Here is a 12953-nt window from a genome sequence, read left to right as displayed (position 1 = left end):
CTTAGTTATGCGTAACACTGGTTATGCGTAACACTGTGGCGCAGATCCGGACCTCCGTCAAGGGCCAATCCGGGTGTGCGAGCTTCGGATGCCGCTGACCGGCATCCGAATTCCAGTGGTACACGAGCGAGTCATTCAAGGGACAGGATGCTCCGTGTGATCGAGCACTCGACGGATCCCAGGCCGTCCACGTGTGCGACGATCCGAGCGCCATCGTTCTCGAGCGCCGACAGCTCCACCACCGCCGCCGTCGAACCGAGCGAGATGACGTCGCCGGGAAACAGGGTGATCATGCTCGAGATGGCGCTCACCAGCTCTGACGGGCTTGCCACGTAGCCACCGGTCGTCGCCGAGCCCGTCGCGCCGACGGCATCCACCGTCATGGTGCTGTCGCTCCAGTCGTCGGCCGCGACTCTCGTGATCGGGCCGACCACGTTGAAGCCGTCAGCCCATCTGCCGTAGACCGCCGGTATCGCGCGCTCGGCGGCCCTGCCCTCCTTGGCGATGCCCGTTCCCAGGGAGCGGTCGGTGAGTGAGAGCATCGGGGCCAGGCCGAGGAGGTGGTCGAAGGCGTCTTCGACCGACACCCGATGTGTCAGCCGGCCAACGACCAGGCACAGCTCGACGGCGGCGGTGAGCTCCGTGGCACGCGACGGCAGTTCCACCACGTCTCCGCTGCGCGAGAGCGCGGATGCCGGGGCGCTGAGGAAGCGCGGCTGGGCGATGGGACGGAACTCCGTGGTCGCATGGTTGCCGAAGGCCGTGTAGAGATGCCGCGCATCCTTCGGCATCCACGCGGTGGGATCCACGAGAGCACCGCCCCCGTCGCGCGCGAGTTGCCGAACGGCGAACGACGGATGCTCGCTCGGGTCGTCGTCGGCATCCGGGTCCGCGAGCTCGACGGGGTTGACGAGCGTGCCGACCCGCTCGATCTCGGCCCCCAGCGTGCAGTCGCCCCGCCGAACGGCTCCGGGCCCGACGGGCAGCCCGTCCACGCCCATGGTGCCGAAATGGATGATGTCGCCGGGATGCAGCGCGGCGAACGAGGAGTACCACGAAATGACCCGCTCGATCCCCATCAACGTGCCTGCGGTGTGCGAGCGATCGCGACGCAACCCGTCCTGCCGCGTCCACACCAGAAGGTCGTACGGGTCGCCGACCTCGTCTTTCGTGACGAGATACGGACCGATCGGACACATCGCATCGGCCATCTTCCCCGCCCACGACGCCGTGACCTGCGCGAACCAGTCGTCGTACTCGGCAGGCAGCCGATACGACGGATCCGCGTCCTCGTTCGCGGCACGGAAGTAGTGCGATCCCGAGACATCGTTGACGACGGTGAACCCCGCGACATGCTCCATCGCGCGCTCGAGCGGAATGTCCCTTCCGCCCTTCCCGATCACGACGCCGAGCTCCACGTTGTAGGCGAACCACGGCAGGTGGTGACCGTTCTCCATGATGACTGGACGCCCTGCGCCGATGACCGATCCCTGGGGTCGCTGATGACCGAGGGGGATCAGGTTGAGCACGGAAATGCCCGGATTGTTGCGCACGAACGAGGGGGAGTTGGTCACCAGTCCCCAGACGAGGCCCGGCCGTGGGACGGGCGCGAGCAACTCGACGTCGGCCACGCGGCATCCGCCCTCGGCGAGCAGCGTCTGGTCCGACTGGTCGAGGAAGCGGAGGACGAAGTCCTGAAGGTCACGCAGCCGCGCCATCCCAGGCTCGCCCTCGGCGAGGACGTCGGCCAGCTCGCGCGGCCAGTTCTGCGGATCGAAGGAGGTGTGGCGCGCGGCGAAGCCCGAGGTCCGCACCGAAGACATCCTCGCCAGCGTCGCCTCAACCCGTGCGGGTTCGAGGATCCAGTCCTCGGAGTCGAGGGGACTCGTGACGACGAAGCCCCAGCGTTCCTCCTCGTGCGTCAGGAAGCTTGCCAGCCTCACGCGTCACCACCTCCGCTGAGTGCGGCGGCGTCCGGCGACCGGTCGCCCGTCATCCTCCGACATCCTTCACTGGACGGCGAGCACATCGATCGGCTCCGCGAAGTGGCACGCGCTCATGGTCAGGTCCAGTCGTCGCTCCAGCGCCGGCTCTTCGGTGCTGCAGATCGCCTGTGCCTTCCAGCACCGCGGATGCAGGCGGCATCCGCTCGGAGGATTCGACGGGGAGGGCAGGGTGCCGCCGAGCTGGTATCGATCCTGCGCGGCCGATCCCTCTGTCACGCTGTCGGCGAGATCCACGGCCGAGGAGAGCAGCGCCTGCGTGTAGGGATGTGTCGGTCGGCCGAAGATCTGCTGCACCGTTCCAACCTCGACGATCTTCCCCAGGTACATGACGGCCACCCGGTCGGCGAGCTGGCGGACCACCCCGAGGTCGTGGGTGATGAACAGCATGCCGAGGTGCTGCTTCTCCTTCAGATTCCGGAGGAGATCCAGGATCTGCGCCTGGATCGAAACGTCCAGCGCCGAGACCACTTCATCGCAGACGAGGAGACGGGGTTCGCTGAGCAGTGCCCGCGCGATGCTGACACGCTGGCACTGGCCTCCGGACAGGTTCCCCGGTTTGCTGTCCAGCAGCTCGGCCGAGATCCCCACCTCCTTCGACATCTCCGCGAGCCTCTCGCGGCGCTGCCGCTTGACGCTCGACCCGCCTCCCGAAGGCCATGCCTCGTTGAGGATCTGCCGGATGGTCAGCTGCGGGTTGAGCGATGCGCGCGGGTCCTGGAACACCATCTGCGCGAGCCGGGTGTGCTGGGCGTTCGATCCGGTGCGCTCGGTCTCCGATCCGTCGTGCGTGCGGATGACGCCTCCGGTCAGCTTCTGCATGCCGACCACGGCGCGCGCCAGGGTCGACTTGCCGGATCCCGACTCGCCGACGATGGCGAGCACCTCGCCCGGCATGATCTCCAGATCGACGCCGGCGACGGCCTGCACGCGCGACCGGGATCCGAACGTGACCCGGGCATCCGTGATCGAGATCAGCGGTTCCACGTCGGTGGCCTGAGTCGTCATCGGAGCGCCTTCTCTTTCGGGTGGTGGCAGGCGAGCAAGCGGTTGTGCTCGTCATCCGGCACCGGAACGAGCGGAGGCACCACCGTGCGGCACACCTCGGTCGCGGCCGGACAGCGCGGATGGAACGCGCAGCCGGGCGGACGAGTCGCGGGTGTCGCCGGGGTGCCGATGATCGGCCGCACTCGACGGTCGCTGCGGACCGAGGGGATGGATTCGAGGAGCGCCGACGTGTACCAGTGCTTCGGCGTGCTGAGCACTTCTGTCGTCGGTCCGTTTTCGACCACGCGCCCGGCGTACATGACCACTACACGATCCGCGACATGGCTCATCACGCGAAGATCGTGACTGATCATCAGCAGGCCGAGGTCCTCCGTCGCCTTCAGCGTGTCGAGAAGCTCCAGGATGCGTGCCTGCACGGTCGTGTCGACGGCCGTCGTCGGCTCATCCGCCAGGAGCAGGGCGGGACTTCCGGCGAGCGCCATGGCGATGACCGCACGCTGGCGCATGCCTCCCGACAGCTGATGCGGATACAGGTCGATACGCGTCTCCGGATCGGAGATCTCCACGGTCTGCAGCAGCTCGACGGCTCGTTTCCGTGCGTCGCTCCGCGACATCGCTCGTGTGCGCCAGAGCACCTCGGTGATCTGGCGGCCGATCTTCATGGTCGGGTCCAGCGCGAGCGCCGGATCCTGGAACACCATGCCGACCTGGTGGGAGCGCAGCGAGCGGATCGTCGCGTCGCCGGCCCCCACCACTTCGGTGCCGTTCACCCTGATGCTTCCGGACGTGACCTGCACGCCCGGCGGAAGCAACCCCAGGATCGCCAGCGCCGTCATCGACTTGCCGCTGCCGCTCTCACCCAGCACGCCGACCGTCTCACCCGGTCGCACGGACAAGGAGATGCGGTCGAGGATCTGGACGCCGTCCGACGTCTCGATCGACAGATCGTCGATGAGGACGGCGGGCTCCTGGTCGGCGGTCGACGTCATCGGCTCTCCCTCGGGTGTCACGAGCTCTGGCAGGGCATTCTTCAACTGCGCGCTCGCCGCCTACTTGCTCACGGTGACGGTCGCGAGGCTGGGCATGTAGGTCGCATCGGCGGTGAGACCGTGCAGCTTCGAGCTCCAGGCGTAGGTCACGGCGAGGTCCAGCGGGAACATGCCGATCGCGTTGTCCCAGATGTACTGCTGTGCCTTCAGGAAGTCGGCCTGACGTGTCTTCGCATCCACGGCGGCGTCACCCGCGAGAAGGATCTTGTCGAGGTCGGGGCTGCAGTAGCCGGTCCGGTTGGCTGCGCAGGTGTAGAGGCGAGCCAGCCAGCTCATCGGATCGCCGGTACCAGGGCCCGTCGACTGGACGTTGATGCCGAAGTTCAGCGCCAGGAAGTCCTTCAGCCACACCGCGTGCTCTTTCGAATCGACGGTGAGGTTGATGCCGACCTTCGCCAGATCGGACTTCATGGCTGCGATCAGGTCGGCGTAGTCGGGGTGCGTCGAGTCGTATTGCAGTTCGACCGTCAGTCCGTCGGGATATCCGGCCTCCGCGAGTAGCTTCTTCGCCGCCTTCGGATCGTACTTGTAGGGCGAGAACTGGCCTGCACCGGGAACGGCCTGCGAGACGGGCGCCTTCGCCCCGATCGCCGAGTACGGATACAGGGACTTCTGGATGGCGCCGAAGTCGATGGCCTTCCAGATCGCCTGCCGCACCTTGAGCTTGCTCAGGCCCTCCTGCTTCGCGTTCATCCACATGATGAACTGGTTCGTGCTCGGCTCGATCTTCGTGGTCAGCGTGTCGTCGCTCGTCAACGGCTTGAACTGGTCGTCCGGGATGCCCCAGATGGCCTGGACCTCGTTGTTCTGGAGGGCGGTGATCCGCGCCGAGATGTCCGTGATCGTCTTGATCTTCACGGACTTCGCCTTGGCCGCCGTCCCCCAGTAGTGCGGGTTGGGCACCAGATCGAGTTCCGAGTTCGAGGTGAACGAGCTCACCTCGAAGGGACCGATCCCGACGGGCTTGTCGAAGAACGACGGATCGTTGACCTCTTTGGCAGGGCTGATCGGCAGCTGCTGGAAGAACGACAGCACACCGGAACCACCCGTTGCCGACGTGATCGTGACCGTGTGAGCATCCGGTGTGTCGATGGTCATGGCCTTGAACGTCGGGGCGAGCGGACCGCCGCCCGCGACCATGAGATCGGCCGACTCCTTCACGTCGGCCGAGGTGAAGTCCGATCCGTCGGAGAACTCCGCCTTGCGGAGCTTGAGGGTCCACGTCTTGCCGTCGGCGGACGACGTGAACGACTTGGCGAGGTGGGGCGTGTAGCCGGACTTGCCGTCCGAGACCACGAGGGTGTCCGAGTACTGCTTGGTCGCCAGTCCGGTTCCGCTGTCTGCCGCATACTGCCCGTACGGGTTCAGCGAGACGATCGGGAACGCTCCGGCGACGGTGACGGGGTTCGAAGCGTCATCGCTTGCTGTGCTGGTGCTCTTCGGCTGCGCTGTGGAGCAGGCCGTGAGGATCAGTGCGCTCGCCGTGACCACGGTCACGGCGAGGTATCTCTTCTTCCGTATCACTTGTCCATTCCTTCCATGATTTCGCTCGTCGGGGTGCGACCGAGCATTCGAATGCGCTTGCGGGTCCTTGGTCCGCTCCCGGATTCGCTGACGAATCCGACGGCGACGACGAGCGCTGCCAGGACGACGCCGGGGATGGTGGAGATCCACCAGGCGGAGTCGAGGTAGTTCTGTCCGGCCGCGATGGTGGATCCCCACGACGAGATGTCGGTGGGGAGACCGATCCCGAGGAAGCTCAGGGCCGCCTGCTGCAGGATCACCTGGCCGAACTCGAGCGTGATGAGGACGACGAGCTGGTCGCGCAGGAACGGCAGGATGTGCACGCCGATGATGTGCACCCAGTTCTTGCCGAGGAGCCGGGAGGCCGAGACGTACTCCCTCTCTTTGAGGGAGAGCGTCGATCCTCGAGCCAGACGGGCGAATGCCGTCCATCTGGCGGCGACCATCGCGATCACCAGGTTCGTCGGGCTGGGTCCGAGGATGCCCGTGACGACGATGGCCAGGACGATCGACGGCAGCGCCATCTGGATGTCGACGATCCGCATGATGACGAGATCCGTCTTGCCGCCGAGGTAACCGGAGATCATGCCGACGATCGTTCCCAGCGCGAAGGCGATGATCACCGTGACGAGTCCGATGAGCAGGGAGACGCGCCCGCCCTCGAGCACCTGCCCGAGCAGGTCGCGCCCGACGGCATCCGTGCCGAACCAGGCGATGATGCCGTACGAGGTGTGGCTGCCCGGCGGGAGAAGACGGTCGGTGAGGTGGGTCACGGTGTTGTCGTAGGGGCGGATGACGGGGCCGATCAGACAACCCAGCACGATGACCACGAGGACGATCGTCGAGACCCACGGGACTCGACGGTGGCTCGTGCGCGTGATTGTGCGAGGCAGTTCCAGCGTGGTCATGACTCAGTTCGCCTCCCGTCGTCTGATTCGCGGATCCAACGCGAGGTAGAGCAGGTCGACGCCGATGTTGCACAGGGCGACGATCAGCGCGATGAAGATAGTCGCGGCCTGCACGACCGAGTAGTCGCGATTCGTGATGCCGTCGATCAGGAGCTGTCCGAGGCCCGGCCACGAGAAGATGCTCTCGATGATCACGGCGCCGCCCAGCAGGCCGCTGACCTGCAGGCCGACGACGGTGACGACCGGGATGAGCATGTTGCGGATGCCGTGGCCCCAGACGACCGCGTTCTCGGTGATGCCCTTCGCCCGTGCCGTCTGCATGAAGGGGTCGCCGAGCACACCGCTCAGCCCGGACTGGCTGAGGCGGGCGACCACGCCGATGAAGTGCAGCGCCAGAGCGGATGCCGGCAGGATCAGGTGGCTGAGGCCGCCGCGTCCCGAGCTGGGCAGGAGGTGCAGATACCGGGCGAAGATCAGGATGAGCATGACGCCGACCCAGAACCCTGGAAGGGACTGAAGGGTGAGGCTGAGCGCCGTCACGAACCGTCCGAGTGCCGATCCCGGCTTGCGGCCCGCGACGATGCCCAGCGGGAATCCGATGGCCGTGCCGAGCACGAGCGCCGCCAGCGCCAGCTCGACCGTGGCGGGAATCCGCTCGAGCACCAGCGTCATCGCGTTGGCGCCGAGCCGCACGGAGTAGCCGAAGTTGAAGGTGACGAGGTTCCAGAGGAACGTCAGGTACTGGAGGAAGAGCGGCTCGTCGAGCCCCATCGCCTTGCGGGTCGCCTCCACCTCGGACGCCGTCGCCGTGGGGCCCGCGAGAACGACTGCCGGATCGCCGGGCGCCAGGCGGATCAGGATGAAGACCAATGTGGCCGTTCCCCAGATGACGAACAGGGCTATCCCGACCCGCTGTGCGATCGCACGCACCATGGTCAGCGCCCCCGCCTCGGCAGTGCCCGACGCGTGCGCATCGGTCCCCGCCGTGAGACGGACGTGTGTGCTTCTTTGCCCACGTGAATCCTTAGTTATGCGTAACACTGGTTATGCGTAACACTGTGGCGTAGTTCGGCACGTCCGTCAAGGGTCAGATCGGGTTTGTGATCCAGTCGAGTCGAGCGTGTCCCTCGAAGGTGAACAGCGGATATCCGACGACGACGCGACGCAGCCCTCGTGGCGACCCTGCTCGAGGCGGACCTAGGCGAGGTCGCGCGTCGGCGCGACCGTTGCGCCTTCGTCCGGAATGCACTGCAGGACCTTGGTCCGCACCGCGGTCTGCGGGAACTCGAGGAGACCGAGCGCCATCTCCACGGCGCTGCGCCCCATCTCGTGCCGGGGAAGCCGGAACCCCGACCAGAGGCGGGACTCCCGGGCGGAGCTCAGCGGGTCCCCCAGCACGGCGACGCTGACGTCGGACGGAATGGTCGCGCCCTGCCGCTCGAGCACCTGCACGAGAGACTCGACAGCGACCAGCGGCTCGGCGACGACCGCCGTTGCATCGTCGGCGACCGCACCGACGACATCCGCGGGGTAACCGGGGTCGTCATCGAAATGGATGCGGCCGTCGATGTGCAGTTCGGCGATCGAGTGGCGCACGGCGTCCAGGCGTTCGATGCTCGGGGGAAGATCGCGGTCGCGGCTGGCTGCGACATAGCTGATCTTGACGTGTCCGAGCGCTCGCAGCCGGCGCATCACCTCGACGGTCGCGCTGTAGTAGTCGGCACTGACGTACGGAATGTCGACTCCCGGCACCTCTCTCCGTCCGATGAACACGAACGGATAGCCCTCCCTCTCCAGCCGCGACAGCTCGACTCGGGGTTCGCCGTTGCCGATCAGGATGCAGGCGTCGACGAGGCGGAGCCGATTCTCGTTCTGGAGATAGATGTGATGGCCAGAGCCGTCTCTCGCCGCGCTGGAGAACAGCAGGAGGTCGCGCGCAGTTGACTCCGCTGCCGCCTCGATCCCCTCCATGAACGGAAAGTAGAAGCTCTCCGAGTTCGAGCCGAACACCGGCTCGAATCCGAAGACGCCGAGAAGGCCGGTGCGATGGCCCCCGAGGGACCTGGCGATCGGATCGGCGATGTAACCCGTCTTCTCGAGCGCGTCGAGCACTCGCTGTCGCGTCGCCTGCGAGAGTCGCACGTTTCCGTTGTCGACGTTGTTCAAGACGATCGACACCGTGGTCTGGCTCACGCCGGCGACGCGGGCCACGTCGGCTTGGGTTGGACGGCCTGCAGGCATGGTGCTCCGATCGCCGACGATGCGCTCCACTCACGTCGCAACGGGCAGGGGCTTCCAGCCCGTTGCGTGGGCGTCACGTCGATAATACGAATTATCTCTGCATTATCGCTAGCGGCGGCCACTTTGACGGTGCTAGGTTCCGAGACCGTTCCTCCTGCGTCACGGTGTCGAACCCGGCACCGCCGAACCGTCTTCGAACGTGAAAGGCAGGCGATGATGCCTGAACGATCCAGTGGAATCAACCGGCGATCCTTCGTGAGAGGCGCCATGGCGGCAGCGATCGTCGCGCCTCTGGCCGGAGCGCTGGCCTCGTGCGTCTCCACTGTCGGTGGTGGCCCTCTCGGTGCCGGCAGCGCGAACGCCTTCGGAATCGCGGACCTCCATCCGTCGCCCACAAGAAGGGCTCCGGCGCTCCAGCTGGTGCTGGACAACGAGGCGGACGGGGTGACCAGGAGCGGATTCGACAGCCTCGGCACCGGAGGCAACAGGGAGCAGTACGCCGGCGACTATCGGCAGAGCGGCACGCCGAGCGTGCTCGGCCAGCAGTGGGTGACGTGGACTCCGACCATTCCGGTGGCCGGGAGGTACCGGGTATTCATGAAGTGGTCGTCCTTCTCCAATCGCCCCACCGGCGTCCCGGTGACGATCGCATCCTCCGGCGGTGCGAAGACCTCGACGGCCATTGTCAACCAGCAGATCAATGCGCGGAGCTGGTACAACCTCGGCGTCTACACGCTCACCCAGGGCACGGGCAACTCCGTGCACATCACGGATGCCGGTGGCGACTACACCGTCGCGGATGCCGTCAAGTTCATTCCGGTGACCTCCGCGGACCAGGTCTTCACCGACGACTTCAGCGACGGGGCCGCGCACTGGATCGAGCAGGGCGGGGAGCACGACTGGCAGGTCGTTCGACACGGCAGGGATGCCGTCTACCGCCACTCGACGACGACCGGCGCCTCGCCGATGTCATGGCTGCACGTGTTCGAGAAGGACGTCGACGTCAGCGCGAGCTTCACCGTGCTCGCCGTCGACTCGACGTCGGCGACCGCGGGCCTCGTGGTACGTCACCACACCGAGGAGGCGCTGACGTTCGCGGGCTACGACTTCGCGAGCGGTCAATGGGTGATCCGCGAGCAGCTCGGTGGCGACTTCGACGTCGTGACGCTGGCACAGGCATCCGCTCCCTCGCCGAAGATCGGCCGTCGGGTGCGGCTGCGGGTCACAGCGGTCAACAACGTCGTGGACCTGTACGTCAACGGATCGCCGACCCCGCTGCTGACGACCGACAAGGCCGAGAACCAGTCGTCAGGGCGAATCGCCCTCAACGCGGCGGGGGCACGCACCGACTTCGAGACCGTCGAGGTCACGCTGCTCAGCGGCCAGGGACGCATCGAGAAGGGCGTGCTCGACGTCACGATCGGCGCCGGAGACGGCGTCTACCGGGAGGGGGCGACCGTCGTCCCTCTCAAGGACGGCACGATCGCCGTGCGCGTCGAGAGCGATCAGCTCTGGAAGTCGAAGGATGGCGGGCGGACCTTCGCGCAGGTGCTCGACCACACGTGGCCGGTGAATCCGGGTGCGCACAGCAGCATCATCCGTCTCGCGAACGGTCAGCTGCTCAACATGATCGCGGAATACGCGACGCCGCCGGCGAACTTCGATTCGCCGCTGCGATACCGGGCGATGCGCTCCTCGGACGAGGGTGCGACGTGGGTTCCGGCCGGCCTCACCTGGGAGGAGTACCGCGAGGGTCCGGTGGTCGGCCAGTCTCCAGTGATCGCCATGAACGACAAGCTCACCCAGATTTCGACGGGCCGCATCTTCTACCCGGTCGAACTTCGCTCGTACACCGGGACGGCCATCACCGCCCATGCGACCGAGATCTGGTACAGCGACGACAACGGCGACTCCTGGGCGAAGACGCCTGGTGACAGCGGCTCGTTCGTCACGGGCATCAAGGACTACTGCGAGTCGAAGATCGTGGAGACGACATCGGGTGACCTCGAGCTGTACACGCCGTACAACGAGACACCGTCCCTTCGCGTCGCGACCTCTCACGACGGCGGGATGACGTGGACCGACGAGCGCGCGGCAGACGGCTTCATGAACGCACGGTCGTCTTTCTCGGTGGCGGCCGACACGTCCGGCCGCCGGCCGGAGTACTTCATGGTGTGGGTGTACGACGACCAGCCGGAGGACAAGGACATGATCCTGCCGCGGAACCGGCTGGCGCTTGCAACGAGCTCCGACGGAGTGAACTGGCGATACGCGATGGACGTCGATCGCTGGGTGAGTCCCTACGGGGCCAACAACAAGCCGATCACCACGTTCATCGATCCGGGCCTGACCGTCACGCCGGACTGGATCTACGTGACGTCCGGCCGATCGGAGCGCTACGACGCGTCCGTCTCCGGCAACCCGCAGCAGCTCCGGTTCTACCGGATCGCTCGGAGCGCCATCCGTCCCTACGAAGTGTGGCCGGCCGAGTACTGAGCGGAAGGCCAGCCGTCATCACGACGAATCCACCACGACAGACCATCACCGAGTGAAGGGTTCGCACGGCGCGTCCTGCGAACCGCGAAGGAGACCAGCATGTCCAGTCCAGTGTCCAGACGAGCGTTCGCAGCGCTCACGCTTGCCGGAGCCGGCGCCGCGGCGGGCGAGATCGTCCACCCCTGGGACGCAGCGCACGCCGCGACAAGGAGTGATGCATCCGTCGAACGGGTGTCAGCGAAGAAGCCGAAGGTCGTGAAGGACTACGTGTCCGTCAAGGACTACGGAGCCAAGGGCGACGGCTCGACGGACGACACGGCCGCCGTCCAGGCGGCGTTGGACTCCGGCGCCGGGATGATCTTCTTCCCCGCAGGGATCTACCCGGTCACGGCAGTTCGCGTGCTCACGGCATCCCAGCGACTCCTCGGCGCAGGCCCACAGGTGTCGTGGCTCGTGCGGATCGTCGCCTCCTCCGGCGGCCGCTCCGGCACGGAGTACTCCATCTCCGCCGGCGGATTCCCCGTGCTCGAGGTGGCAGCCAACGGCGTGCGCATGGAGGCGCTCTCGATCAAGGCGATGACCGCCGCTGGCACGTTCCCGGCACACGACGGCAAGTTCGACGACTGCGGGATCCGGGCGGCGCGTCCGGTCACGCCTGGCGCTCCGGCCAAGGGCGTCGGCTGGGGAGCCAACAGCTCGACGTACTACGGATCCGTCGACGTCGACATCCGCAACTGCTACGTCTCCGGCTTCTACACCGGGATCATCATGTACGGGCAGGGCTTCACCGCCATCGGGAACATGATCACCCTGAGCGAGATCGGCATCGACCTGGACTTCCCGACCGACTGGAAGGACGTCGGCGACAAGAACCAGTACGGCTGGTACTCCGGGTTCCGCACGTATCGCATCGAGAACACGCGCATGCAGGCGAACTCCGGCCCGTTGGTGCGCAACACCGGTCCACATGCCGCCTTCATCCGCACGGTCAACATCGACGGTGTGGTCGGTGACATCGGCGACCAGATCTTCGAGGGATGCCTCTGCCGTGGCTCGATCCGCAACTTCATCTCCGCCGACGGGATCCAGACCCCGGTGATCCAGCTGAACGAGGGATCGGTGGACTGGGAGATCACGGGCGGCATCATCAGCGGCAGACTCGCCACCACGGATCCCGCTGTGGCAGCGAGCATGCCGGACCAGGGGATCCTGATCACGGGGGAGGTCTCCCACGGATCCATCAAGGACGTGAGGTTCATCAACCTCAACCAGGAGGCGATCCGGTTCGAGGGACCCGCGCACGACATCCGGATCGACGACTGCCACTTCGAGAACGTCGGGCTCGATCACAGCGGCACCTACCGGGCCATCACGTTCACGGACGCGGACATCCAGGTCGGCCTGAGCAACATCGCCATCTACAGCAGCGGCACCGAGACGGCGGCTCCGCTGTACTTCGGATCCGGTGGCACGGCCACGGATGTCCGCGGCGAGAACGTGTACCGGGTCGCCGGCGACGCCAACGGCGGCCTGTACGGCATCAAGCAGGGGGTGTGGATCAACCAGCGCGCGACGGCCGCGCCGACACAGGGCACCTGGGTCAACGGCGCGGTGCTGTGGAAGGCGAACGCGTCCTCCGGGGACCCGATGGGATGGATCTGCACGGCTGCCGGTTCGCCAGGCAGCTGGGCGCCTCTCGCGCCGGTGCAGTGACCCAAGGCCGT

General features: G+C 66.4%; 9 protein-coding genes. 2 read left to right on the top strand and 7 right to left on the bottom strand.

Features of this window, described 5'->3' with window-relative positions; all coding sequences use genetic code 11:
• Positions 1 to 131: 131 nt before the first annotated feature.
• The 7 genes from ACX9R5_RS01490 to ACX9R5_RS01460 all read right to left on the bottom strand — a co-directional run bounded on the left by ACX9R5_RS01490 (position 132) and on the right by ACX9R5_RS01460 (position 8703).
• A complete protein-coding gene (locus tag ACX9R5_RS01490) occupies positions 132 to 1943 on the bottom strand; it encodes a fumarylacetoacetate hydrolase family protein (RefSeq protein ID WP_459407242.1) in 1812 nt (603 codons plus the stop codon).
• A gap of 66 nt (positions 1944 to 2009) precedes the next feature.
• The gene (locus tag ACX9R5_RS01485) at positions 2010 to 3011 is read right to left on the bottom strand and encodes an oligopeptide/dipeptide ABC transporter ATP-binding protein (RefSeq protein WP_459407241.1); all 1002 of its coding nucleotides are present in this window, start codon (positions 3009 to 3011) and stop codon (positions 2010 to 2012) included.
• Positions 3008 to 4000, bottom strand: a complete 993-nt coding sequence (locus ACX9R5_RS01480; RefSeq protein WP_459407240.1) for an ABC transporter ATP-binding protein — start codon at positions 3998 to 4000, stop codon at positions 3008 to 3010. Before ACX9R5_RS01480 ends, ACX9R5_RS01485 begins: the two co-directional genes overlap by 4 nt.
• Positions 4001 to 4060: 60 nt before the next feature.
• On the bottom strand, positions 4061 to 5584 hold the full coding sequence (locus tag ACX9R5_RS01475) for an ABC transporter substrate-binding protein (protein WP_459407239.1): 1524 nt from the start codon (positions 5582 to 5584) through the stop codon (positions 4061 to 4063).
• Positions 5581 to 6492 carry an ABC transporter permease gene (locus ACX9R5_RS01470; RefSeq protein WP_459407238.1) on the bottom strand — a complete coding sequence of 304 codons (912 nt, stop codon included), beginning with the start codon at positions 6490 to 6492 and terminating at the stop codon, positions 5581 to 5583. The genes ACX9R5_RS01475 and ACX9R5_RS01470 overlap by 4 nt, the downstream gene beginning before the upstream one ends.
• 3 nt (positions 6493 to 6495) lie before the next feature.
• Positions 6496 to 7425, bottom strand: coding sequence for an ABC transporter permease (locus ACX9R5_RS01465; protein ID WP_459407237.1), 930 nt, complete (start codon positions 7423 to 7425; stop codon positions 6496 to 6498).
• 264 nt (positions 7426 to 7689) lie between these two features.
• On the bottom strand, positions 7690 to 8703 hold the full coding sequence (locus tag ACX9R5_RS01460; RefSeq protein WP_459407236.1) for a LacI family DNA-binding transcriptional regulator: 1014 nt from the start codon (positions 8701 to 8703) through the stop codon (positions 7690 to 7692).
• A gap of 297 nt (positions 8704 to 9000) precedes the next feature.
• Between ACX9R5_RS01460 and ACX9R5_RS01455 the strand changes: the two genes are divergently transcribed.
• Together ACX9R5_RS01455 and ACX9R5_RS01450 are read left to right on the top strand one after the other, a co-directional pair.
• Complete coding sequence (locus ACX9R5_RS01455; protein WP_459407235.1) at positions 9001 to 11229, top strand: golvesin C-terminal-like domain-containing protein; 2229 nt, start codon at positions 9001 to 9003, stop codon at positions 11227 to 11229.
• 99 nt (positions 11230 to 11328) lie between these two features.
• On the top strand, positions 11329 to 12942 hold the full coding sequence (locus tag ACX9R5_RS01450) for a glycosyl hydrolase family 28-related protein (RefSeq protein ID WP_459407234.1): 1614 nt from the start codon (positions 11329 to 11331) through the stop codon (positions 12940 to 12942).
• Positions 12943 to 12953: the final 11 nt, after the last annotated feature.

This window comes from Rathayibacter sp. CAU 1779 (assembly GCF_054551755.1).
This window is presented reverse-complemented; position numbering and strand designations above follow the sequence as displayed.

Coding starts and splice junctions, on each gene's coding strand:
- ACX9R5_RS01485 (WP_459407241.1), bottom strand. CDS start 3,011: ATGACGACTCAGGCCACCGACGTGGAACCGCTGATCTCGATCACGGAT.
- ACX9R5_RS01480 (WP_459407240.1), bottom strand. CDS start 4,000: ATGACGTCGACCGCCGACCAGGAGCCCGCCGTCCTCATCGACGATCTG.
- ACX9R5_RS01470 (WP_459407238.1), bottom strand. CDS start 6,492: ATGACCACGCTGGAACTGCCTCGCACAATCACGCGCACGAGCCACCGT.
- ACX9R5_RS01465 (WP_459407237.1), bottom strand. CDS start 7,425: ATGGTGCGTGCGATCGCACAGCGGGTCGGGATAGCCCTGTTCGTCATC.
- ACX9R5_RS01455 (WP_459407235.1), top strand. CDS start 9,001: ATGGCGGCAGCGATCGTCGCGCCTCTGGCCGGAGCGCTGGCCTCGTGC.
- ACX9R5_RS01450 (WP_459407234.1), top strand. CDS start 11,329: ATGTCCAGTCCAGTGTCCAGACGAGCGTTCGCAGCGCTCACGCTTGCC.